Annotated in this window: 22 protein-coding genes and 1 pseudogene; 12 read left to right on the top strand and 11 right to left on the bottom strand. The window is 43.9% G+C overall.

Translation table 11 applies throughout. The features are described from left to right. Positions 1-96: 96 nt before the first annotated feature. A pseudogene (locus tag P8X24_RS02595) lies at positions 97-918 on the top strand (Mrp/NBP35 family ATP-binding protein); the annotation flags it as partial. 342 nt (positions 919-1,260) lie between these two features. Then, positions 1,261-3,021, top strand: coding sequence for a sodium-extruding oxaloacetate decarboxylase subunit alpha (gene oadA, locus P8X24_RS02590; RefSeq protein ID WP_372913921.1), 1,761 nt, complete (start codon positions 1,261-1,263; stop codon positions 3,019-3,021). 707 nt (positions 3,022-3,728) lie between these two features. Here oadA and mrtA read toward each other — a convergent pair. The 3 genes from mrtA to P8X24_RS02575 form a co-directional block, all read right to left on the bottom strand. Further along, a complete protein-coding gene (mrtA, locus tag P8X24_RS02585) occupies positions 3,729-4,319 on the bottom strand; it encodes a CPBP family archaeomyxosortase MrtA (protein ID WP_372913920.1) in 591 nt (196 codons plus the stop codon). A gap of 936 nt (positions 4,320-5,255) precedes the next feature. Further along, positions 5,256-5,930, bottom strand: a complete 675-nt coding sequence (locus P8X24_RS02580; protein ID WP_372913919.1) for a CidB/LrgB family autolysis modulator — start codon at positions 5,928-5,930, stop codon at positions 5,256-5,258. After that, positions 5,927-6,256 carry a CidA/LrgA family protein gene (locus P8X24_RS02575; protein WP_372913918.1) on the bottom strand — a complete coding sequence of 110 codons (330 nt, stop codon included), beginning with the start codon at positions 6,254-6,256 and terminating at the stop codon, positions 5,927-5,929. The genes P8X24_RS02580 and P8X24_RS02575 overlap by 4 nt, the downstream gene beginning before the upstream one ends. 71 nt (positions 6,257-6,327) lie before the next feature. Between P8X24_RS02575 and smc the strand changes: the two genes are divergently transcribed. Genes smc through P8X24_RS02555 form a run of 4 tightly spaced genes read left to right on the top strand, consistent with a single transcriptional unit; the run spans position 6,328 to position 11,310 of the window. After that, positions 6,328-9,849 carry a chromosome segregation protein SMC gene (smc, locus tag P8X24_RS02570; RefSeq protein WP_372913917.1) on the top strand — a complete coding sequence of 1,174 codons (3,522 nt, stop codon included), beginning with the start codon at positions 6,328-6,330 and terminating at the stop codon, positions 9,847-9,849. After that, positions 9,842-10,252: a HEPN domain-containing protein gene (locus P8X24_RS02565; RefSeq protein ID WP_372913916.1), complete on the top strand. Its 411-nt coding sequence runs from the start codon at positions 9,842-9,844 to the stop codon at positions 10,250-10,252. Before smc ends, P8X24_RS02565 begins: the two co-directional genes overlap by 8 nt. Further along, positions 10,237-10,650, top strand: a complete 414-nt coding sequence (locus tag P8X24_RS02560) for a nucleotidyltransferase domain-containing protein (protein ID WP_372913915.1) — start codon at positions 10,237-10,239, stop codon at positions 10,648-10,650. The genes P8X24_RS02565 and P8X24_RS02560 overlap by 16 nt, the downstream gene beginning before the upstream one ends. Then, on the top strand, positions 10,651-11,310 hold the full coding sequence (locus P8X24_RS02555; RefSeq protein WP_372913914.1) for a segregation/condensation protein A: 660 nt from the start codon (positions 10,651-10,653) through the stop codon (positions 11,308-11,310). Here P8X24_RS02555 and P8X24_RS02550 read toward each other — a convergent pair. Both P8X24_RS02550 and pyrG read right to left on the bottom strand, forming a co-directional pair. Next, positions 11,298-11,732 carry a hypothetical protein gene (locus tag P8X24_RS02550; RefSeq protein WP_372913913.1) on the bottom strand — a complete coding sequence of 145 codons (435 nt, stop codon included), beginning with the start codon at positions 11,730-11,732 and terminating at the stop codon, positions 11,298-11,300. The genes P8X24_RS02555 and P8X24_RS02550 overlap by 13 nt on opposite strands. Continuing rightward, on the bottom strand, positions 11,729-13,330 hold the full coding sequence (gene pyrG / locus P8X24_RS02545) for a glutamine hydrolyzing CTP synthase (protein WP_372913912.1): 1,602 nt from the start codon (positions 13,328-13,330) through the stop codon (positions 11,729-11,731). The genes P8X24_RS02550 and pyrG overlap by 4 nt, the downstream gene beginning before the upstream one ends. A 132-nt stretch (positions 13,331-13,462) precedes the next feature. On the opposite strand from pyrG, the gene P8X24_RS02540 reads away from it, so the two are divergent. After that, positions 13,463-14,881, top strand: a complete 1,419-nt coding sequence (locus P8X24_RS02540; protein WP_372913911.1) for an acetate--CoA ligase family protein — start codon at positions 13,463-13,465, stop codon at positions 14,879-14,881. Then, positions 14,878-15,603, top strand: coding sequence for an acetate--CoA ligase family protein (locus tag P8X24_RS02535; protein WP_372913910.1), 726 nt, complete (start codon positions 14,878-14,880; stop codon positions 15,601-15,603). The genes P8X24_RS02540 and P8X24_RS02535 overlap by 4 nt, the downstream gene beginning before the upstream one ends. A 27-nt stretch (positions 15,604-15,630) precedes the next feature. Here P8X24_RS02535 and P8X24_RS02530 read toward each other — a convergent pair whose 3' ends face one another. From P8X24_RS02530 to P8X24_RS02520, 3 genes are all read right to left on the bottom strand, one after another. After that, positions 15,631-15,822, bottom strand: a complete 192-nt coding sequence (locus tag P8X24_RS02530) for a hypothetical protein (RefSeq protein ID WP_372913909.1) — start codon at positions 15,820-15,822, stop codon at positions 15,631-15,633. 107 nt (positions 15,823-15,929) lie between these two features. Continuing rightward, entirely contained in the window at positions 15,930-16,535 is a 606-nt protein-coding gene (locus P8X24_RS02525; RefSeq protein ID WP_372913908.1) for a 7-cyano-7-deazaguanine synthase, read from the bottom strand. Next, a complete protein-coding gene (locus P8X24_RS02520; RefSeq protein WP_372913907.1) occupies positions 16,532-17,008 on the bottom strand; it encodes a DUF998 domain-containing protein in 477 nt (158 codons plus the stop codon). The genes P8X24_RS02525 and P8X24_RS02520 overlap by 4 nt, the downstream gene beginning before the upstream one ends. Before the next feature lie 53 nt (positions 17,009-17,061). Between P8X24_RS02520 and P8X24_RS02515 the strand changes: the two genes are divergently transcribed. Continuing rightward, positions 17,062-17,673 carry a peptidase gene (locus P8X24_RS02515; RefSeq protein ID WP_372913906.1) on the top strand — a complete coding sequence of 204 codons (612 nt, stop codon included), beginning with the start codon at positions 17,062-17,064 and terminating at the stop codon, positions 17,671-17,673. Here the strand turns inward: P8X24_RS02515 and P8X24_RS02510 are convergent. From P8X24_RS02510 to P8X24_RS02500, 3 genes are all read right to left on the bottom strand, one after another. After that, positions 17,651-18,451 carry a GTP cyclohydrolase IV gene (locus P8X24_RS02510; protein ID WP_372913905.1) on the bottom strand — a complete coding sequence of 267 codons (801 nt, stop codon included), beginning with the start codon at positions 18,449-18,451 and terminating at the stop codon, positions 17,651-17,653. The genes P8X24_RS02515 and P8X24_RS02510 overlap by 23 nt on opposite strands. Positions 18,452-18,527: 76 nt before the next feature. Then, the gene (gene hpkA / locus P8X24_RS02505) at positions 18,528-18,731 is read right to left on the bottom strand and encodes an archaeal histone HpkA (RefSeq protein WP_048056246.1); all 204 of its coding nucleotides are present in this window, start codon (positions 18,729-18,731) and stop codon (positions 18,528-18,530) included. A gap of 210 nt (positions 18,732-18,941) precedes the next feature. Next, entirely contained in the window at positions 18,942-19,394 is a 453-nt protein-coding gene (locus P8X24_RS02500) for a hypothetical protein (protein WP_372913904.1), read from the bottom strand. A gap of 37 nt (positions 19,395-19,431) precedes the next feature. Here P8X24_RS02500 and P8X24_RS02495 point away from each other — a divergent pair, with 37 nt between their 5' ends. From P8X24_RS02495 to P8X24_RS02485, 3 genes are all read left to right on the top strand, one after another. Further along, positions 19,432-20,682, top strand: coding sequence for an HD domain-containing protein (locus tag P8X24_RS02495; RefSeq protein WP_372913903.1), 1,251 nt, complete (start codon positions 19,432-19,434; stop codon positions 20,680-20,682). A gap of 70 nt (positions 20,683-20,752) precedes the next feature. Next, on the top strand, positions 20,753-21,160 hold the full coding sequence (gene sepF, locus P8X24_RS02490; RefSeq protein ID WP_372913901.1) for a cell division protein SepF: 408 nt from the start codon (positions 20,753-20,755) through the stop codon (positions 21,158-21,160). Between the two features lie 68 nt (positions 21,161-21,228). Next, positions 21,229-22,077, top strand: a complete 849-nt coding sequence (locus tag P8X24_RS02485) for a CBS domain-containing protein (protein ID WP_372913900.1) — start codon at positions 21,229-21,231, stop codon at positions 22,075-22,077. Positions 22,078-22,205 lie beyond the last annotated feature (128 nt).

The raw sequence follows: 22,205 nt of genomic DNA, 5'->3' as shown, positions 1-22,205 counted from the left end.
AATTTATCGCGGACACAGAAGAGCGTATTTCGGTGGTGTTCCATGGAGGCTAACAGGGAAGAGGCACTTAAAGCCCTCCAGAGTATAAAAGAGAATATTAAAGCTAAGGAGTCACATTGGAAATACAAGGTAGCTGTCCTTAGCGGCAAAGGAGGCGTCGGAAAAAGCACGGTTGCGGTCAACCTCGCAACTGCCCTCGCGAAGAGGGGCTTTCGGGTTGGTCTCTTAGATGCAGACATTCATGGACCCAATGTTGCCAAGATGATGGGTCTGGAAGGAGTTGATGTTTTGGCCGAGAGGATGGAGGACGGGCGCTTTGAGATGATTCCACCTGAAACAGACTTCGGAGGCAAAACGGTACCAATAAAGGTGATGACGTTGGGATTCATGGTCGGCGAGGATCAGCCTATAATCTGGCGCGGTCCTCTCGTTACAAAGGCTATCTGGCAGCTTTTAGGAGATGTCAAGTGGGGTGAGCTTGATTTCTTTGTGGTGGACTTCCCTCCGGGGACGGGTGATGAAATCCTAACCGTCGTCCAGAGTATAAATCTCGATGCAGCAATTATTGTCACAACACCACAAGAAGTCGCTTTACTCGATACGGGCAAGGCCGTTAACTTCATGAAGAAGATGGAGATCCCCTACATTGCCGTTATTGAGAATATGAGCTACCTCATATGCCCACACTGTGGAAACGAGATTGATATCTTTGGCAGGGGTGGGGGGAGAAAGCTGGCCGAAAAGGAGGGCGTTGAGTTCTTAGGTGAGGTTCCAATAGACTTGAAGGCGAGAGAGGCAAGTGACGCAGGAATTCCGATAGTCCTCTACGGCGACACTCCGGCGGCCAAGGCATTTGAAGGAATAATAGAGAAACTCGTTAACAGGTTGGAAGAAATAAAAAAGAGGAACTCTAGCTAAGTGCACTCCTTGATGATTTCTCTTATGGCTTCTGAGAGGATATTATCCTCCTATTAACAGCTTTTTATATTGGGCACTAAAGTAGGGAAAATTGGGAAGCAGTTTTAGGTTTAGACGTGGGTTTTAAGTTCGAACGTGAACTGTCCGAAGATGTGATGGGGGTCTAAAAGTAGTTCCTAACAGATGGATACTCATCATAGATGGGAGGTAGAGTCAATGGTTCCTGGTTCAATTTTGTTATTGTTTTAGCTTAGCTATGCAGAACAAATGTTAATTCGTTGGAGGAGGAAATTGGGGGATGAGTTTTAAACTATCTTAGATAAATTTGAATCAGGGGTTAAAATGGTTGAAATTATCGACACCACGTTTAGGGATGCTCATCAGTCCCTTATAGCTACAAGAATGAGCACGAAAGATATGCTTCCAATTGCGGAGAAAATGGACAAAGCCGGCTTTTACTCTATGGAGGTTTGGGGTGGAGCAACTTTTGATGCTTTACTAAGGTTCCTAAGAGAAGATCCATGGGAAAGGCTGAGGCTCTTAAGAGAGCATATAAAGAAAACAAAACTCCAAATGTTATTGAGAGGTCAGAATATTGTTGGTTACAGGCATTATCCGGATGATGTTGTTGAAAAATTTGTAGAGCTCGCTTATAAAAATGGAATTGACATTTTCAGAGTTTTTGATGCCCTTAATGATGTTAGGAACATGAAGACTTCTATCAAAAAAGCAAAGGAAGTAGGTGCTGAGGTTCAGGGGTGTATATGCTATACCACTGGTCCCATATTCACCCTAAAGTATTACATGAGTAAGGTTGACGAGCTTATTAACCTTGACGTTGATTACATAACGATTAAAGACATGGCTGGGCTTGCAGACCCTCAAACCGCTTACAACCTCGTTAAAGAGATTAAAGAGCGCTATGGGATTAAGGTCAACTTCCACACTCACGCAACGAGTGGTCTGGCAGTAGCCACATATTTAAAAGCAATTGAGGCTGGAGTGGATTATATAGACACTTCAATCCACCCATTAGCCGGTGGGACGGCGCAACCTGCAGTTCAGACAATGTACTATGCAATTCCAGAAGCAAAGAGGCCAAAACTCGACATGAAATTAATCCATGAGATTTCCAAGTACTTGGCAGATCTCCTGGAGAGGAAGTATGATCATCTACTAAGCAAAAAAGCTATACAAGGAGATCCAAATGTTCTAATTCACCAGATTCCCGGTGGAATGTACTCAAACTTAATAAAACAGTTGAGCGAGCTTAAGGCCTTGGACAAACTTGATGAAGTTCTTGAAGAAATTCCGAGGGTCAGGGAGGATCTTGGATATCCACCCCTAGTTACGCCAACATCCCAAATAGTTGGAGTACAAGCAGTCTTGAACGTCCTCTTTGGAAGGTACAAGCGAGTGACTAAGGAGACTAAGGACTACGTGAAGGGGTTGTATGGGAGGCCCCCAGCTCCGATAAAGGAGGAGGTGAAGAAGCTTATCCTTGGTGATGAGGAACCGATAACCGTGAGACCAGCTGACTTGCTTGAACCGATGCTTGATAAAGCGAGGAGAGAGCTTGAGGAGAAAGGATATTTAGAGAGGGAGGAGGATGTTGTAACTTACTGCTTGTTCCCACAAGTGGCTTTAGAATTCTTTGAGCTTAGGAAGCAGGGTAAATTGAAGCCGGTTGAGGAGAAGCCAAGGGGCAAGATGATAAGGATCTACATAAACGGGAGGGAATACAAGGTTTGGGTTGAGGGGGTTGAGTTTGAGAGGTTGGTGCCCTCCAGGTATGCTCAGCCACAAATGTTGCCTCGGGCCGTTCCAAGTGTTCAAGTTCCAAGGTCATCTCTGCCAATTGAAACCCCAAAACCACAAGCGGTCGCTGGTGCTAATGTTGTCACTGCTCCAATGCCTGGGAAAGTCTTGAAAATCCTCGTTAGAGAAGGTGATAGGGTAAGGGTAGGCCAAGGGCTTCTAATCTTAGAGGCAATGAAGATGGAGAATGAGATTCCTTCTCCCATGGATGGTGTTGTGAAGAGGATCCTCGTGAAGGAAGGTGATGCCGTCGACACAGGACAAGCATTAATTGAGCTCAAATGATTAATAACCTAACAGCGAGATTTTTAAAAGAAATCTGCGACCCTCTTGGTGGTCACTGGTAGTTTGATCTCTTAATGAGGATCGGATTCACAGTGTCTGGTTTGAAGGTCTTGTTCACGTGATCCTTGAGTATCTTCGCCTGGCTTAACAGTGTTCGTGAAGTACTCGAGGCGGCATGAAGATGTTAAATCCAATGGGCAAATGTGGTGTCACTCTTGTCAGTAGGTCCGTTTAAGTGGGTATTCTGTAGATAAGGGGATTTATAGAATCTCCCCTATTCTGTGCGGAGCGTTTCATTTTGTCAATTTCGTCGAAGATGAATGTGAATGTTCCTAGCGCATCTTTCAAAAACTTAATCTTCCTCATCCCCTCCTTTGTCCCAAGCTTGCGACTTCGCTACGAGCCGAATTGTGCGAGTCTTACTAATTCTTGAACCTATGGATGAGCATATTCGCGAAATGGACTCCTTTAAGGAACGGTTAAAGTGCTTTAAGGCTATTCTCTTCCCTAAGAGGAAGTGATTAGAAACATGGCTTTCACTTAAGACCATTGGATTTATAAGGGTTGTTTCACGCTGAATCTTTTCCTCTAGTAACTTCCATAATTGGATTATTGAGCTGATAATTATCTAAGCCAGGATATTTATCAAATGTAAAGGAGACTAGACTAGAGAAATTCCCTATAATAATTCGATTGTTATCCTCTTCTTATCCTAAAATACTATGTTGGGAAGCTAAGATGCAAAGGACATCAAAGAATGCTGAACCAAGCCAGTGAACTACAAAACTCGGTAGGAAGCTCTCTTCTCTTAGATCTATTATTGCAAATACTATCCCAGCAAAGAAGGAGTATGGGATCTCTATTGGAGGTTTTCCAACGTGCAGAATGGTATAAGGAATTGTTTGGCCTAGAATACCTAGCCATTTATTTTTCTTTGCAAGGGGGAAGAGGAGAAAGCCCCTAAAGAATGCCTCATGTAGAAACATAACTACCCCCATCTTGAGCTCCCCTAAGATGAAACTATAAACTCCTGAGTAGGGGAACCTGGGGTAGTAACTTCTCATACTTTCATCAAGGAGCCCTAGGAAACTCATTATTACGGCGACTCCTAATAGAACCAGTGTGCTCCTCCAGCTTTTTGGAAGTTTAAATCCAACGTCTTTAAGCTCTTTCCTGAATAGGATCAGGGGGATTAGAAGGTAGAAGAACCCTAAATATGCGATCCACTCGTTAAACGTTCCTGGTATCCTTGAGGGGATGAATGCCACTATGAGGAGTATTAGTATCCTGAGATCCATATAGGTTGCTTCCCTGTTGTCCTATTAACCTATCGCCCTGATAGTATACTACAAGATTTGTACTTCGATCCAAGGCCCAAAACCCAAGGAGAGGATCTCTACATAGATAGCAGGAATTGGGAGAGTTAATTAACTTGGTAGAGAAAAACGCTCCCATTATAGTAGTAAAGGAAGGAGGGTTTGGAAAACATCCCTAATGAGGCCGAAGAAACTTCATCTTAGGGAGATCAACCCTTTCCAAGAGAGACTTGTTGTTAGGTTCCAAACGGTGATTAACGAGGCCCTTGAAAGGAGCAACATATTGAAGTGTGCCCTTACATCAATTGGGAAAGTTGATATTTTCAAGTTTGGATTTTGGATAACAATCTCCTGAAGAAGTACGAGTGCCCTTGAAGATATCCTCCTAAAACTTCACGACGAAGGATTCGTTGTGGTTCTAGATGAGGCACAGGGTGCGAGAGGTTCCGTCGGAAAGTACCTTACAAGATTGGCTTACTCTATGATTTCCTGGGTTGATGATCCAAAAGCTCTCTCTATGGCAGGTTCTTTTATGAGGTCGAAGTTTCCTAATTTACCAGTAACGGGGGTATTGAATTTTAAGGTTAGCTTCCCTTAGCTTGGCCCTGCTGTTGAATATGAGATCTTCGAAAAAGGCTGTGGATGCTCTGGACGGAATCCCTGGGGGGCTAGTTCACTTTGGTTTCCCTCGCAAAAACCCATGGTGCTTCTGAAAAATCCTTGAGATGTCTTTGTCTCAAGCAAGCAAAGTTGTCATTACTGAGTTTAATGAATTTGCTAGGAATAGCTAGCCAAGGGAAAAGGACATGGGTTGAGATTTAGGGGAAGCTTGAGAGAAGTGAGGGTAAATTCCTCGAAAAAATTGTTATAGGAGGAACATTGAATACAAGATCAGCGATCCGGTTCTTGAGTACGCACTTAAACGAGGAAGTTTATGATTGCCGGAAGGATAAATGCCGTGTAAACACCATTTAAGGCCATTCCCAGCCCACTAACAGCTCCAGCGAGCTCGTCTTCAGTTATTATCCTTGCGGTTCCTAATCCGTGGGAAGAAACCCCCGTCGCTAATCCCCTCGCAACCCTGTCCCTAACCCTGAACATATTCAGGAGTTCCGGAGCTAGAGCGTTCCCCAGGACACCGGTTAGTATAACCAGAACTGCCGTTAAGGAAGGAATCCCTCCGATCTTCTCGCTCACGCCCATAGCTATTGCAGTTGTAACGCTCTTCGGTGCGAAGCTTCTCTGGAGGATTTCAGGGGCATGGAAGGCCTTCAGCATGTAGATCGCTGAAAGTATCGCCGTACTTCCTCCCACTATAACTCCTATCGCAATTTCCTTCTTGTATTCCTTGATTATGGCCAACTGTTTGTAGAGTGGAACTGCCAAGCTCACAACCGCCGGTCCCAGGAGGAAGCTCAGGAATTTTGCTGATTCCATGTATTCATTGTACTCAATACCCATAACTTTGAGAATAACTGCTATCGTGACTATCGATAGAAGGACTGGATTTAAAGCTGGAGTCCTCTTCTTTGCGTACACCCAGGAAAAGACCGTGTACAGGAAGAGCGTTAAGAATACTCCAAAAACGTTCATCTCCTGAGCACCTCCACGGTCTTTGCAGTCACGAATAGTGTAATGAGAAAGCTCAGAACTAGGGCAACTCCAATTGCCACTAAATTCTCCTTAAGGAGATCTAGGTAGAGTATTACCCCAACCCCGGGAGGAATGAACATAATGCTCATGTTCCTAACGAGGAATTCGCCCTCTCTCTCGACATCTTCAAGCTTGACAACTCCCGTGATTAATGCAAGGGTCAGTAGTAGCATTCCAAGGACGCTTCCTGGTATCGGCACCCCAGCATTTTCTATCAGCTCCCCCAAGAATAGAAAGCCGAATATTATCGTCAGCCCCTTGTACATTTTACCACCCTTTGAGGATGGAGGAAGCTATATATACCAATTTTTCGGCTTAGTTTGATAGGTGTTAAATAATGCCCTACATAGAGAAGCTCGAGCTCAAGGGGTTCAAATCTTATGGGAATAAAAAGGTTGTTATTCCCTTCTCAAAGGGTTTCACTGCAATAGTTGGAGCGAATGGTTCCGGGAAGAGCAACATTGGAGATGCAATACTCTTTGTCCTTGGCGGACTCTCTGCCAAGGCCATGAGGGCGACGAGAATTAGTGACTTAATATTCGCAGGAACCAAAAGCGAGCCTCCAGCTAAGTACGCCGAAGTGGCAATATACTTCAACAACGAGGATAGGGGGTTTCCAATAGATGAGGATGAAGTCGTGATTAAGAGGAGAGTTTACCCAGATGGAAGGAGCACGTACTGGCTGAACGGAAAGAGGGCCACAAGAAGTGAAATTTTAGATCTCTTGAGCGCTGCAATGATATCCCCCGAGGGTTACAATATAGTTCTCCAGGGAGACATAACGAAGTTCATCAAGATGAGCCCCACTGAAAGGAGGCTGATAATTGACGACGTTTCGGGCATAGCGGAGTACGATGCTAAGAAGGAAAAAGCCCTTCAAGAGCTAAAGCAGGCTGAAGAAAACCTTGCGAGGGTTGACCTTCTTATAAGAGAGGTAAAGAAGCAGCTTGACAAGCTTGAGAAGGAGAGGAACGATGCCCTGAGGTACCTTGATTTGAAGGAGAGGGTAGAGAAAGCCAGGATTTCCCTGCTCCTCGGCGAGATAAAGAGGCTTGAGGAGGAGTTGTCTTCCAATGAAGCGAGAAGGAGTAAGATAGAGGAAGAGATCAAAGCGCTAGAGAGGAGGATAGAGGAGATAGCTAGGCTTATCGTCGAGAAGGAAAATGAGCTGAGGAAGATAGAGGAGGAGCTTGAAAGGGAGAGTGGCGAGGAGGCCCTTAAGATAACAAGGAAGATTGGGGAGATAAACTCTAAGATAGAGCTTGCTAAGAGGAACATTGAGGTTGGAAAGAAGGGGCTTGACGAAGCCCAAGTGAGGCTGATAAGAGCCAAAGATGAACTGAAAAAGATTCTCAGCGAGATAGAGAAAACCAAGGGTGCAATAAACAGGTGGTCTAAGAGGAAGGATTCCCTAATAGAGGAAATAAAGGCAAAGGAAGAGGAAAGAAACCTTTTGGTAGTTAGGCTGGGAGAGATAGACAGGACTTTCGCCGTTGCGAGAGAGGAGTTTGATTCAGTGGTTAGGGAACTTGAGAATGCTAAAAAGGAGCTCTACGAAGGGGAAGCTGAGATAAGAAGGCTTGAGAGCGAAAAGGAAAAGTTGCAGTCTCAAATTCTCGTTCTAAAGGCGAGGCTACCTGGCATTAATGATAAGGTTAAGGAGCTCAATTCTTTACTTGAGGAGAAGAAGGCTCAGCTCAGCGAGCTGGAAGGCAAGCTAGCCTCTATCTCCTCTCGCAGGAGAAAGGTTGAGGATGAAATTGAGAAGAAAGGGAGAGAATTAGAAAATGTAAAATCTAAGCTCGACTCCCTCGAAAAAGAACTCATAAAAGCCGAGGCTCAGGGTGAGATTAGAGGGAATAGGGCAATAGATGCCCTAAAGAACTCGGGCATTCCTGGGATTTACGGAACTCTAGCTGAGTTAATAAGGGTTAAGGATGACAAGTATTTGATTGCGATTGAGGTTGCCCTCGGCAATAGGGCGGACAACGTAGTCGTTAAAGATGAGCTCGTTGCCGAGAAGGCTATTAAGTTTCTGAAGGAGAACAGGCTTGGGAGGCTAACCTTTCTCCCCTTGAACAAGATAAAGCCAAGGACGCTAAATGATTCTGTCGGTATTCCAGTTACGGATGTAATCGAATACGACCCCAGGATAGACAATGCGGTCAGGTTCGCCCTGGGCGATACGGTCATAGTGTCCTCAATGGAGGAGGCAAGGGCCCACATCGGAAAGGTCAGGATGGTGACCTTGGAGGGAGAGCTCTATGAGAAGAGCGGAGCTATAACTGGAGGTCACTACAAGCTGAGGGGTTTGGCTGTAGATACGAGGAAGCTTAAGGAGGAAGTGGAATCTCTAAAGGCCAAGAAGGAAGCCCTCGAGGCTGAGCTTAATTCTCTTAAAGTTGAGCTTAAGGCTTTAGAGAATCAAGGCTTTGAGCTCAGGATAAAGATCAGCGATATTGAAAAGGAAATAGAGATAACGAGGAAAGATCTTGATAGGCTTTTGGCAGAGAAAAAAGCGATAGAAGGGGAAATTAAGGATTCAGAGGACAAAATAAAGAAAATAGAAGAGACAATTCATGCTAAGAGGGGAGAACTGGCAAAGCTCAGGGGCAGGATAGAGAGGCTTGAAAAGAAGAGAGACAAGCTGAAGAAGGCCCTTGAAAATCCCGAGGCTAGGGAACTCAGCGAGAAGATAAGGCTGATAGAGGGGGAGATAGCGAAGCTCAGGGAAGAGCTCAGCAGGGTAGAGAGTAAGCTCGAGGCTTTTGAGTCAAGGCTCAACGAGGAGTTACTCCCCAGGAAGGCTTCATTAGAGGAGGAAATTGAGGGTTTGGTCAACAAGATAAACGCCCTCAAGGCCAACATAAAGGAGAATGAAGAGGCCCTCAAGGGGCTGACTAAGGAACTCGAATCACTTAGGGAAGAGGAAAAAGAAGTTTACTCTAAGATAGAGAGGGCCAAAGAGAGCAGGAAGAACCTAGAGGGAGAAATTTCTTCATTAAGGAAGGAGAAAGAGGAGCTCTCTAAGAGGATCCAAGAACTCAGAATAGAAGCAAACACCCTGAGGGTCAGGGATGTTCAGCTCAGGTCGGTGCTCGAGGAGAAGAGGTCACAGCTAAAGCACTTCGACAAGGAAATCATTAAGTCGATAAAGGAGATCCCCCTTGACCTCGAGGCCTTGAAGAAGGAAATAGAGGAGATGGAGGAGGAGATAAGGTCACTAGAGCCCGTGAACATGAAGGCCATAGAGGACTTTGAGGTAGTGGAAAGGAGGTACCTTGAGCTGAAGAGCAAGAGGGAGAAGCTCGAGGCTGAGAAGGAGAGCATAATAGAGTTCATTAACGAGATAGAGAAGGAGAAGAAGAACGTCTTCATGAAGACTTTTGAAGCGATAGCCAAGAACTTCTCCGAGCTTTTCGCTAAGCTGTCCCCTGGGGGAAGCGCTAGACTAATTCTGGAGAACCCAGAGGATCCGTTCTCGGGAGGGCTCGAAATAGAGGCAAAGCCAGCTGGTAAAGACGTGAAGAGGATAGAGGCAATGAGCGGTGGGGAGAAGGCTTTAACAGCCTTAGCGTTTGTCTTTGCAATTCAGAAGTTCAAGCCTGCTCCGTTCTACCTCTTCGACGAGATAGATGCCCACTTGGATGATGCCAACGTGAAGAGGGTCGCGGACTTAATCAAGGAGTCCTCAAAGGAGAGCCAATTCATAGTGATAACCCTTAGGGATGTCATGATGGCCAATGCGGACAAGATAATAGGAGTTTCGATGAGGGACGGCGTTAGCAAGGTAGTTTCGCTAAGCCTCGAGAAGGCAATGAGGATACTTGAGGAGATAAGGAGGAAGCAGAATGTTTGAGAGGGAGGAATTTGAAAGGTGGATCAGGCAGGTGGAATATACACTTAGGAGTGCTCGGGCTGATGCTGAGAGCGGATTCTATTCATGGGCCTGCTTCAAGGCTCAGCAGGCGGCAAAATTTGCGGTTAAGGGACTGTTAATCGGCTTAGGTATTCCTGCTTATGGTCACTCTACCGCAAAACTCCTTTCGATCCTTGTATCTCAAGGTATCGAAGTTCCTCAAGAGATCCTTAGAATCGCTAGGGTTCTTGATAGATTCTACATTCCGGCGAGGTATCCAGATGCTCATGTTGAGGGTGCCCCATACGAGTTCTATGACAAGAGAGATGCCGAAGAAGCAATAAATTTTGCTGAGGCAATACTAAAATTCGTTATGGAGGTTGCGAAATGGAAGACAGAATAATGAGCGATATAAGGAAGTACATTGAAACGCTTAAAAAACACGGTATTGATATCCTGCTCGCTGTAATTTTTGGATCATTTGCTAAGGGAACCTATGGGTTAGGTAGTGACGTTGACCTATTCATAGTGGCGAGAGGTCTCCCCGAGGACTTTGATGAAAGGTTGAAACTGTTGTACCTCCTAAATGAGACCGAGACGGTAATAGATCCAAAGGCTTATACGCCAGAGGAAGTTGAGAAAATGTTTGCAAAAGGTCATTTAGTCCTCCTCGAACTTTCTGAACATGGGGAGGTAATATACGTGGGGGATGATAAATATTCAAAGGAATTCTTTGGGAATCTTAGGGCTCTAAAGGGGAGATACAAGCGCATAAATAATGCTTGGATCAGGGTGGTTTGAATGGAATCTAGGTTTGAGCCCGAGGTAACTCCCGTCGACATTCTCTTACAGCTCGTGAGGATGGGTAAGGTAGATCCATGGAACATTGACATAGTTGATCTAACTGAGAAGTACATAAAGATGCTTAGGCAGATGCAGGAGCTCGACCTCAGAATTTCTGCTAGAGCCATTTTAGCCGCAGCAATTCTAGTTAGAATGAAGAGCGAGGCTTTACTTCGAGAAGACGAGAAGAAAGAAGAGGAAAAGGAGGAAGAGAAGATAAGAGTTGAAGTTGATCCCCTAGTTCCTCCGCTGAGGAGGGTTGAACGCTATTACACCCTTGACGATCTGATTGAGGCTTTAATGGATGCCCTTGAGGAAGCAGAGAGGAGGAAGCCCAGGAAAAAGAAGAAAGTGGAGATAGAGGAAGAAATCTTCGTAGTTGATGACTTTAGAGTTGACATAGAGAAGCACGTGAACAGGCTTTACGAGATCGTTAAGGAATTATACAGGGAAACTGGGAAGCCGATAAGGTTCTGGGATCTAGTGTTTGATGTCGATCCTAAAATTATAGCTAGAACTTTCCTTTACCTCTTGTTCCTTGAGAATATGGGTAAAGTGGAGATGGTGCAGGAAGAGCCCTTTGGAGAAATTTTTGTAATACCTATTCAAGTGAAGTAAAATAATGCTCTCTCCCATCTTTTTGCCGGCCTGAACGTTAAGGCAAGTAATGGTTCCTGGGTGCCTATGTACATCGACTTCTTTTCCCTGTTCATGTAAAAGTAGTACTTTCCTGGAGGTATTTCGCAGAGAAATTTCCTGGGTTTCGTTATCTTTACAAGCTTTTTGTCCCAGAACACGCACTCATAAGTATCTTCAATGTTCCTAGCCCTCTTGACAATTTCCTTTAAATCAAGAAGCTCGCCATTAAGCTTCGTGGCAACCAGCGTTTTCTTGCCGTCCGTAAAGATTACCGTGCCTTCAACCTCAACCCTCACGGCATCTTTTAGGAAAGAAAAGAGGGCAGAATAAATCCTATCCAGCTTTCTCTTCTTCACTAACCTTTTAGCTATTCTCTCCTTTGCGTGATTCGTGAGTATCATTTCTCCTGCTTGTACTCTTTTGCGGCCCTTACCAACCCGTGGAATACTGGAGCGGGCTTCATAGGTCTCGACTTAAACTCCGGGTGGAACTGAGTGGCTATGAAGTACCTCTTATCTGGCAACTCCAGTATCTCCATCCTCCTCTCATCATCCCCTGCTATTCCGCTGAACACCAATCCAGCCTTCTCAAAGGCTTCAATGTAGTCTGGATTAACCTCCCAGCGGTGCCTGTGCCTTTCGTAAACGAGTTCTTTCCTGTACAGGCTGTATGCTAGGGTTCCCTTCTTTATCTTCACTGGGTAAGCTCCTAACCTCATTGTTCCTCCGAGCCTGTCTAGGTTCCTCTGTTCGGGCATTAGATCAACCACCGGATAGGGTGTCTGTGGATCTATCTCGGTTGAGTGAGCTCCCTTCATCCCCAGGACATTCCTTGCGAATTCAACAACGGTAAGCTGGAACCCAAAGCATATACCTAGGAAGGGAATGTCATTTTCCCTTGCGTACTTAATGGTCATTATCTTGCCCTCTGAACCCCTCGCTCCAAACCCTCCTGGGACTATTATCCCGTCAACCCCCTCCAGTAGCTTTGTTCCGTGCTCCTCTATGTCCTCAGCCTCAATCCACTTTATCTTCACCTTAACTTCATTGCTCACGCTTGCATGCTTTAGGGCTTCCTTTATGCTCAAATATGAGTCCGTAAGCTTTACGTACTTACCTACAATAGCTATCTCAACGGTATCTTGGAGAGCCTTGTACTTGGCTACCATCTTCTCCCATTCCTTTAAGTTAGGCTCCCTATCCTCAAGGCCGAGCCTCTTGGTTAGGTATTTCCCTAGTCCCTCTCTCTCAAGGAGTAGGGGAACTTCATAGGTGTCCTCAACGTCATAAGCACTTACCACAGCTTCTTCAGGAACATTCGTGAATAGGCTTATTTTTTTCCTCGCTGATTCTTCAAGGGGATCTTCACTCCTTGCGACTATTGCGTCAGGTTGAATTCCTAAGCTCCTTAGTTCCTTCACGCTGTGCTGGGTTGGCTTCGTCTTCTGCTCTCCAACGACCTTGAGCTTCGGGACGTAGGTGACGTGAACAAATGCAACGTTCTCTCTTCCCTCCTCGAGTTGCATCTGTCTCGCTGCCTCTAGAAATGGCATGCTCTCTATATCCCCAACTGTTCCTCCTATTTCAACGACGACGATATCGTAGTCCTTAGCTATCTCTCGTATCCTTCTTTTAATTTCATCTGTTATGTGAGGGATAACTTGGACCGTAGCTCCAAGGTATTCCCCTTTTCTCTCCTTCTCTATGACGGTGGAGTAGACTTTTCCAGTTGTTATATTATGGTCAAATGTCAAGCTAGTGTCAAGAAACCTCTCATAGTTCCCCAAGTCCAGATCAACTTCGCCTCCATCATCAAGGACGAAAACCTCTCCATGCTGATAGGGATTCATTGTACCTGCGTCATAATTGAGGTACGGGTCTATCTTAATGTTTGTCGTTTTGTACCCTCTCGCCTTCATTAGAAGTCCTATTGAAGCGCTCGTGATTCCTTTTCCAAGACCGCTTACTACTCCACCTGTTACGAAGATGAACTTCGTCATAATTGAGGGCTGGTAGGGTCGATTTAAAACCTTTCGTTCCTTTGATGATTTTACCTTCATAAAACTTTTAAGTGAAAATCATCAAATATTAGCGGAAATTCCAAGAGAAAAGCGATTTTAAGGGTGATAATGATGAATGGAGGGGACATTAAGGGGCAGTTAAAACCATTCTTTGAACCAAGAGCCGTTGCAATAATTGGAGCTACCAACAAGAAGGGGAAGGTTGGAAATGTCATTTTCGAGAACTTCAAGAGGAACAAGGAGAAGGGCATCTTTAAAGGCAATATTTATCCCGTTAATCCAAAGCTTGATGAGATTGAGGGCTACAAGGTTTATCATGACGTTTCTGAGTTGCCCGATGATACTGACCTTGCCGTAATTGCAATTCCAGCTCCTGCCGTCCCAGGAACCATGAAGAAGATAGCAGAGAAAGGAATTAAGGCTGTGATTATAATTACTGGTGGATTTGGTGAGCTTGGCGAAGAAGGAAAGAAGATGGAGAGGGAGATACTGGAGATAGCTAGGGCTCATGGAATAAGGGTCATTGGGCCAAACTGTGTCGGTGTCTACGTTCCGGACACGGGTGTTGACACGGTCTTCCTCCCGGAGGAGAAAATGGACAGACCACAGAGTGGGCCGATAGCATTCATAAGCCAGAGCGGAGCCTTTGCCGCTGCTATGCTTGATTGGGCAGCAATGGCAGGCATTGGAATTGGCAAGATGGTTAGTTATGGAAACAAGATCGACGTCGATGATGCCGATCTGATGGAGTACTTTGCCCACGATGATCAGATAAAGGTGATGACATTCTACATTGAGGGTGTTAAGGATGGAAGAAAGTTTATGGAGGTTGCCAGGAAGGTTACAAAAATAAAGCCAATAATAGCATTAAAGAGCGGAAGGACTGAGTATGGAGCTAAGGCGGCATCATCCCACACGGGCTCGCTTGCAGGCCAGGATGTAATCTACGATGCAGTATTCAAGCAGACTGGGATAATTAGGGCTGAAGACTTTGAGCACATGTTCGATCTAGCTAAGGCATTTGCAAAGTGCAAGCTACCCAAGGGGGACAGGATAGGAATAATAACTGATGGCGGTGGAGCTGGAGTTATGGCGAGTGATGCCGTAGCTAAGTTCGGCCTTAAGCTTGCTGAACTAAGCGAAGAAACAATAAAGTTCTTGAGGGAAAGGTTCCCACCCCATGCAGTCGTTGGAAATCCTACTGATGTTGTTGGTGATACTGACGTAGAAAGGTACAGGCTTGCCCTTGAAGCCTTCACTAAGGATCCAAACGTTGATGCTATCCTCGTAATTGTCCTGTTCCAAGTTCCCCTGTTAGATGAGGAGGAAGTCATAAATATTATAGCTGATTATGCAAAGAAGAGTGAGAAGCCAATAGTCGCCGTCGCAATGGGAGGTTATAAGACGGACAAATACGCTAGAATGCTTGAGGAGAAGGGTGTTCCCGTTTATCCAACCCCTGAGAGGGGTGTTAGGGCTTTGGCTGGATTGGTTAGATATGCCAAATATCTTAGGGGGAATGAAGAATGAAGGAGGAGGCCGTTAAGGTTATTAAAGAAGTGTTGAAGCAGGGCAGAACGGCCATGGTTGAGTACGAAGCAAAGCAGGTTTTAAAGGCTTACGGTCTGCCCGTGCCCGAGGAGAAGCTTGCAAAGACCCTTGATGAGGCCCTCAAGTATGCCAAGGAGATTGGCTATCCAGTGGCAATGAAGCTTATGTCCCCCCAGATACTTCACAAGAGTGATGCCAAGGTTGTAATGCTTAATATAAAGAACGAGGAGGAGCTCAAGAAGAAGTGGGAGGAAATTCACGAGAACGCCAAGAGGTACAACCCTAACGCTGAGATCCTTGGAGTTCTCATCGCTCCAATGCTCAAACCGGGAAGGGAGGTAATCATCGGAGTTACTGAAGATCCCCAGTTTGGCCACGCAATAATGTTCGGTCTCGGTGGAATATTCGTTGAGATCCTTAAGGACGTGACATTCAGGCTGGTTCCAATAACCGAAAAAGATGCAAGGAAAATGATAAGGGAGATAAAGGCATACCCAATTCTAGCTGGGGCAAGAGGAGAAGAGCCAGCTGACATAGATGCTATAGTAGATATGTTGCTCAAGGTTTCTCAACTAGTTGATGATCTTAGGGACTACATAAAGGAGATGGATCTAAACCCTGTTTTCGTGTACAATAAGGGAGAAGGTGCAGTAATAGTTGATGCAAGGATAATCCTAAAAGACAAAGGAAAAGAAGCTTGAGCCCAAGTATAAGGAGGAAAAATGCGCTTAACTCTTTCCATATTTTTCTTGTATATATCCAAATATGTCATGAACTATCAGTAAGCTTATCCCTGCATCTATTGCGGATAGCAAGTTCCCAGCTATGAGGAACAATAGGGCAAAGAGAAATTCAAATACTGCATAAATGAGGGCAACTTTTATTGCGATCTTAATTTCATTTCTTACCCCAACAGCCAATAAGAGACTAAATACCCCAAATATTTGGTATAAAATTGAGCCTTGATATAAAACTAAAATTAGGATCGCGTTTAAAGCTAGTAAATAGCTTGCCAGTTGCAGATGCTTCATATAACATCCCTGGGGATTTTATCTTTTACCTCCTCAAGTATCTTTTTAAACTGTCCAAGACCTGCCCTAACTATCGGAAACTTCGGAACGAAGGGGCAGGAGGGCTCTTCTTCTATGCTTATCTCAAAGGTCCCTATATCCTTTGCAATCCTAACGATCTCTTCCTTGTCCAGCGCTATGAGGGGCCTTAATACTGGAAGGTCTGTTGCTGTGCTTATGACCATTAGATTGTCAAGTGTTTGTGAAGCTACTTGACCAAGAGAGTCACCAGTTACGATGGCATCTGCCCCAATTTTCTTTGCGTACTCGGTTGCCACTATGTACATAGTGTACTTGCAAAATACGCATGTCCATTTTGCTTTTCCAATCTCCCTTAGCTTCTCAAAAACTGGGGCTTGAACTTCGAAGGCATCCACTATCAGGGGCTCCTTCACTAGATCTCTATGTATCTCTCTTAACCTCTCCACAAGCCTCCTCACTTTATCCTCCTTTATCTCATCCTGCCTAAAGTGGAGAGGATAAACTTCAACACCCTTGCTCGCTATTAAGTGGATTGCAACGGGCGAATCTATCCCTGAGCTTAATAGTGCAACGACTTTCATTCTCTCCACCCCAGGTATATCATGTAGGCGATTATTGCCATAGCTCCAATAACTTCCGGGATCGCCAGTCCAATTCTCATCTTTATAAGGGCTATCATTAGGATAAAAGTTCCTGGGCCGATAACTCTCCAAATTTTTCCGTAAAGTGTCATGTCTAAGAAGGATAGCAGGTAAGTTAGAACGGCTGAAGGGGCATGGAGTGGTTTTTCCTCCGGAAACACTCCTACAAGGATAAGCGTAAGCATCGCTATTTTAAGCACATCTCTTTTCAATGCCTTGGCAGTTATTAGGCCTAAAGTTCCAAGCCCTATTATGTACAGATTAAATATCCAGCTCTTTGGATTTTTAAGAGATCCCATGTCGCTTAATGCATTTTTCGTGAAGGAAAACCAAGGGTTTTGGTTAATTACAATTATTAGCCCTATTGTGAAATATATCGCAAGGATTATAGGGAGGATCTTTTTTGCGTTCATGACATAGTTTTCGAAAATAACTTTTATATATCCTTGTTTAGTAAGTCGGCCTGATGCCTGACTTAGTTGCCTTCGTTTATATGGGGGGAGAGGAGTACAAGTGGTTGTTTTTCGAGGTATATGATAAGGTTAAGTTCTACCTTCGAGATATCGAGTTGCCAGTGGTTCCGGTTTATGGCGGACATATAAGATTGCCCCCAGGAACCTTAGTGCAAGTGAAAACTGAGAATGGGATAGTTAAAATGTACTCTTTTGAAGCTGTGGTTGAGGCTCTCTATGGCAGGCTAGTTGAGATGAGGAATGATGTGAATGACGATAGTATAACGAAGATATTTGGTCTTACAACGTACCCCATTGGTTCTAGGAGAGAATATTTCGACTTATATAAGAAGTATCTTGGCTTGCAGATCTCAATTGCTAACTATCATGTTCTTGCGTTGGCAATTAAGCCGTTTCATACAGATAATAGAGATTTGTTCGTGGAGAGAGTGTTTAAAGGTGTGCTTCATGAACTGGGTCATCTATATGGACTTTCACACTGCAAGAATGACTGTGTGATGAATCCTCCTGAAGATTTAAGGGATTGGGATTTGAGGGCACCAACCTTTTGTTCTGGATGCTTAAGAAAATTAAAAGAGAAGTTTATGCCCACGCTTCAGCTATAACATCGTGTTTATGGATACTCTCGTTGCTGATGACTCTTACATGAATTCTACCTTTGAACTTCTCCCTTGCTTTGGCAAGGATCTCTCTTGCCACGTCTTCAACGAACTTTGGATTCTCGTACATCCTTCTAACAACGGCATTTTCATCTGAAGTCTTCAGTAATGTATATGTTGGGGAACTAAACGAACTCTCGACCACCTCTATCATGTCTTCAAGTGGTATTTCCTCTTCGAAGTTAGTCCTAATTTCAAGCTCTCCTATTGCCCTCTGTATGTGTGTTCTTCCTTGGTTGTTTGCCATCGCATGAGGACATGCAGTATTTCCGATGACTTTAACTTTGAGAACTTTTTGGATGTTTCCTTTTTCTTTTATAATCCCAACCTCAACATCATACGGTTCGTAACTGACTTTTTTGCTTGTGGGGGTTTCTTTTTCCAGTATTAAGGTAGTCTTAATCCAGACTTCTGCTCTCTGGTGGTGGTGTTTCTTTTCAATCCTCCTAATAACTGCTAACCCAAGATCTTCTAGGGATGTGTGTATTTTTTTTACCTCTTCCTCAACAGCCTCACTTAATGCTTCCGTTATGCTCTCAATAAGCCTGCTCATGTGAATACCTTTTTTTCTCTCTGTGAGGTCTATTGTAACCTCAAACGTTGGGATGAATGTGTAGACCCTTCCCCTCCAGTTGATCTTTGCAACTGTCTTCAGGTTTGTAATTCCGACCCTGGGAAGGGGAAGCTTTATTTCGGGCTCTTCTTCTTGAGTTTCCACGTACAAGATCCCCACCAGATTGCAGAAGAGAAAGTTTGCTTTAAAATGTAATGGTCAAAAGTAAAGAAGCCGAGAAAGAGCCTCAGCTCTTGATAGCAAGCTTGATATCCTCAGCCTTAACGGTCTTTCTTCCAGCGTGCCTTGCAAACTCGACAGCCTTCTTTGAAACCTCAATTGCGTACTCCTCAAGGTACTCGGCGAGGATCTTTGCTGCCTCCTCGCTAACTCTCTCGGCACCTGCCTTTCTTATAAGCCTGTCAACTGGGGCAATTGGTAACTCTCCCATCATCCACACCTCCTAATTCATTTATTTGTGGGGGATCTGCATTTTGTTTTTTGAAAATAGAGATATATAAACTTTTCGGATTTAAGGCCCTCTCGGAATTTATCCGCCATGTTTGCTATGTATGATTAATGAATTAATTCAATGGCGTTATCTCATCTGCCTTATTCGGCTTATTGCCACTTCGAAAAGTTACAATTTTAAGAGATTTGATTATAACCTCTTTCTGATGTAACTATTTTGACTAACTATTTTCCCATCCTCTAACTTAATTATTCTCAATTTTTCAAATCCAACAGTTTCCATTTTGTACGTTATGATGTAGGCTGACTTTTTGCCAATTTCTGATTTGAGGATTCGAGGTAACATATATTTTTCTTCGTAATCTACGACTACGGATCCTTGAGCTCTTTCCAGAACTTTCCTTATGATGCGGTACCTCTGGTCTGTAATTACGTTAAAAAGGACTGCATACTTCGTATTGACTGAAAAAACATCTCCTATAATGACTTTGTTTGGAAATTTTGGTGTCACTGGTAGCCTCTCTATTGCCACTATTCCTTTTTCTGCAAATTTATCTATGAACAATTTAAGTAACCACTTTGGGTTTCCTGATATTATTACAAGTCCCTTTTCTAAATTTAGGATTTCTCTTATGGTTGTCATCAGGCAAAAGTTAATAGTGTTACTGTTAACCCTTTTTATGGGAGGCAAATTGGACGGAAAGATTATTCATGACCCTGTGCATGGAAGCATGAAAATCCCTGAAGAGATAATGAGACTTGTTGAGACTCCAGAATTTCAAAGACTTAGAGGGATAAAGCAACTTGGGTTAGCGAATTTAGTTTATCCTGGGGCGAATCATACTAGGTTTGAACACTCCCTAGGGACTTGGTACCTAGCTAGGAGACTATCTCAAGAACTTGGGTTACCAGGGGATGAAGCTATGTTGATCCAGCTGGCCGCGTTATTACATGATGTTGGTCATGGTCCATTTAGCCACACACTCGAGAGAATATACAGAGAAAGACTTGAATTCCATGATCATATGGACGTTAGTAGGGGGATTGTTGAGGGTAAAATCGAAATATGTGAAAGCTCGAATGAGATCCCCGAAATCCTCGAAGAGCTTGGTTTTAGGCCTAAAGAGATTGGTGATCTAATAGCTGGAGTTTATAAGCGGAAGTACTTGAGAATGATAATTCATGGGGATATAGATGTAGATCAGCTTGATTACCTAAGTAGGGATGCCCATTACACAGGGGTAGCTCACGGTATTATTGACCTGGAGAGGCTACTTACAGTCATGAAAGTAATTGGAGATGAACTTGTTATTGATGAGAAGGGAATTGAAGCCGTTGAGGGCATGTTAGTTGCTCGATCATTGATGTATTCTAGGGTATATTTCCACAGAACAGTCAAAATAGCTGAAGGGATGCTGATAAGGGCTGTTGAGCATGCCTTGGACGAGGGAGACCTAGAAGAGTTTTGGAAGATGACAGATGATAGGCTCCTAGTTGAACTTGAGGATTTGGGAGGATACCCCGGTGATATAGTTAGGAGAATAAGACAAAGAAAATTATTCAAAGCTGCTGTTGTGATAAGCCCGGAAGATTTAACACCTGAGGAAAAAAGGGCTCTAACATCCCTTTATAGAAGCTCCAAGAAGAGACGGGAAAAGGAGTTGGAGCTCGCAGATAAAATTGGAGCGAGAGATGGGGAGGTAATTTTAGAACTTTCAATTCCGGAGCTGATATTAAGCGAACCTCGATTAAAGCAGGTAGAAGTAAATGTTGTTCTTAAAGACGGGACAATTGAACCGATAGCTAAGGTAACTCCTCTTGCTTCTGCAATAAAGAGGAGGCAGACTCCTAGGTGGGTGCTAATAATTGCCACCCCGAAGGAATTGGTAGAAAAGGTAAGGGATATTTGGAGAGACGTTATATTTTATTGACATTGCGGAAAATGTTATAAGGAGTTTTGGAGAAAGAAGCTTGGTAATTTATTATGAGCATGACGAGGTGATGAAAGTGGGTCTCTTTGATAAGCTCAAAAAACCGGAAGTTCAGGAAAAAACAAAGTCGCTCACTTCAATAAGGGAAAAGGTTACAGAGAAGAAATCCGACGTGGAGCTTGTTCCAGTGGAGGAGGACGCTATAGTCAAAGAAATAATAAAGCCTAAGGTTATTTACGTAAAGAGAATAAAAATTGCAACGTACAATGACCTTAAAGTTGTTTCTGACGAAGTTACGGCAGGAAACATTGTGATAGTGGATTTATCCCCTCTGATATCGAAGCCTGACATACTCGAGAAAGTTGCTGAACAAATTAAGATGAGTGCAAGTACTTTTGGTTGGGACATTGCCATGGTTTGTAAGGATCCTCCAAAGATTCTCGTCACCCCTCAAGACATAAAAATAGTCAAAGAATGATATATTTTCCCTTATTTCAATAAGATTTAAATACAGGGGAATGGGGCTATGCTATTTGGTGGTGTTGCATGAAAGTTAAAACAATAATGACAAAGAATCCAGTGACGATAACCTTACCCGCCACGAGGAACTATGCAATTGAGCTTTTTAAGAAGTACAAAGTCAGGAGCTTTCCAGTGGTTAACAAGGAGGACAAGCTCGTCGGAATAATTAGCATAAAGCGCGTACTTACAAATCCAGATGAGGAGCAACTAGCAATGCTTGTTAAGAGAGATGTTCCCACTGTAAAAGAAAATGACGATCTAAAGAAGGCCGCGAAGTTGATGTTGGAGCATGACTACAGAAGGGTAATAGTCGTCGATGAGGAGAAAAGACCCGTTGGCATTCTAACGGTGGGTGACATAATAAGGAGGTATTTAGCAAAGACTGAGAAGTATAGGGAGACCGAAATCGAGCCCTATTATCAGAGGCATGTGAGCATAGTTTGGAAGGGGACACCCCTTAAGGCAGCATTGAAGGCTCTGCTATTGTCAAACGCAATGGCGCTTCCAGTTGTCGATGATAATGGTGAGCTCATTGGGATTGTCGATGAAACGGATTTGCTGAAAGATAGTGAGATAGTAAGGATAATGAAGTCTACTGAACTCGCTGCCTCAAGCGAGGAAGAGTGGATGCTGGAGAGCCACCCAACGTTACTCTTTGAAAAGTTTGAACTGCAACTCCCAAACAAGCCCGTTGAAGAGATAATGACCAAGGACGTCATAATTGCTACACCTCATATGACGGTATATGATGTAGCTAGGAAGATGGCCAAATATCATATAGAACAGCTCCCAGTGATAAGGGGAGAGGGAGAATTAGTTGGACTTATAAGAGATTTCGACCTAATAAAGGTTCTTGTCAAGCCAAAAGGCTAATTCTCTTCTACCTTATTGCTTTGCAAAAATTTTTCATAAAATTTTATTCCACAAGGGTGGAAACCTTCGAAAGTCTTTTAAATTAAGTATTAAAACACCACCACAGCTTTCAGAATAAGAGAAAGCCT

This window comes from Pyrococcus kukulkanii (assembly GCF_041647995.1).
In the GTDB taxonomy this organism is placed as follows: domain Archaea; phylum Methanobacteriota_B; class Thermococci; order Thermococcales; family Thermococcaceae; genus Pyrococcus.
This window is presented reverse-complemented; position numbering and strand designations above follow the sequence as displayed.

Excerpts from the sequence above, each read along its gene's own strand:
- oadA (WP_372913921.1), top strand. The coding sequence starts at position 1,261 with ATGGTTGAAATTATCGACACCACGTTTAGGGATGCTCATCAGTCCCTT.
- mrtA (WP_372913920.1), bottom strand. The coding sequence starts at position 4,319 with ATGGATCTCAGGATACTAATACTCCTCATAGTGGCATTCATCCCCTCA.
- P8X24_RS02580 (WP_372913919.1), bottom strand. The coding sequence starts at position 5,930 with ATGAACGTTTTTGGAGTATTCTTAACGCTCTTCCTGTACACGGTCTTT.
- P8X24_RS02575 (WP_372913918.1), bottom strand. The coding sequence starts at position 6,256 with ATGTACAAGGGGCTGACGATAATATTCGGCTTTCTATTCTTGGGGGAG.
- smc (WP_372913917.1), top strand. The coding sequence starts at position 6,328 with ATGCCCTACATAGAGAAGCTCGAGCTCAAGGGGTTCAAATCTTATGGG.
- P8X24_RS02565 (WP_372913916.1), top strand. The coding sequence starts at position 9,842 with ATGTTTGAGAGGGAGGAATTTGAAAGGTGGATCAGGCAGGTGGAATAT.
- P8X24_RS02560 (WP_372913915.1), top strand. The coding sequence starts at position 10,237 with ATGGAAGACAGAATAATGAGCGATATAAGGAAGTACATTGAAACGCTT.
- P8X24_RS02555 (WP_372913914.1), top strand. The coding sequence starts at position 10,651 with ATGGAATCTAGGTTTGAGCCCGAGGTAACTCCCGTCGACATTCTCTTA.
- P8X24_RS02550 (WP_372913913.1), bottom strand. The coding sequence starts at position 11,732 with ATGATACTCACGAATCACGCAAAGGAGAGAATAGCTAAAAGGTTAGTG.
- pyrG (WP_372913912.1), bottom strand. The coding sequence starts at position 13,330 with ATGACGAAGTTCATCTTCGTAACAGGTGGAGTAGTAAGCGGTCTTGGA.
- P8X24_RS02540 (WP_372913911.1), top strand. The coding sequence starts at position 13,463 with ATGAATGGAGGGGACATTAAGGGGCAGTTAAAACCATTCTTTGAACCA.
- P8X24_RS02535 (WP_372913910.1), top strand. The coding sequence starts at position 14,878 with ATGAAGGAGGAGGCCGTTAAGGTTATTAAAGAAGTGTTGAAGCAGGGC.
- P8X24_RS02525 (WP_372913908.1), bottom strand. The coding sequence starts at position 16,535 with ATGAAAGTCGTTGCACTATTAAGCTCAGGGATAGATTCGCCCGTTGCA.
- P8X24_RS02520 (WP_372913907.1), bottom strand. The coding sequence starts at position 17,008 with ATGAACGCAAAAAAGATCCTCCCTATAATCCTTGCGATATATTTCACA.
- P8X24_RS02515 (WP_372913906.1), top strand. The coding sequence starts at position 17,062 with ATGCCTGACTTAGTTGCCTTCGTTTATATGGGGGGAGAGGAGTACAAG.
- hpkA (WP_048056246.1), bottom strand. The coding sequence starts at position 18,731 with ATGGGAGAGTTACCAATTGCCCCAGTTGACAGGCTTATAAGAAAGGCA.
- P8X24_RS02500 (WP_372913904.1), bottom strand. The coding sequence starts at position 19,394 with ATGACAACCATAAGAGAAATCCTAAATTTAGAAAAGGGACTTGTAATA.
- P8X24_RS02495 (WP_372913903.1), top strand. The coding sequence starts at position 19,432 with ATGGGAGGCAAATTGGACGGAAAGATTATTCATGACCCTGTGCATGGA.
- sepF (WP_372913901.1), top strand. The coding sequence starts at position 20,753 with ATGAAAGTGGGTCTCTTTGATAAGCTCAAAAAACCGGAAGTTCAGGAA.
- P8X24_RS02485 (WP_372913900.1), top strand. The coding sequence starts at position 21,229 with ATGAAAGTTAAAACAATAATGACAAAGAATCCAGTGACGATAACCTTA.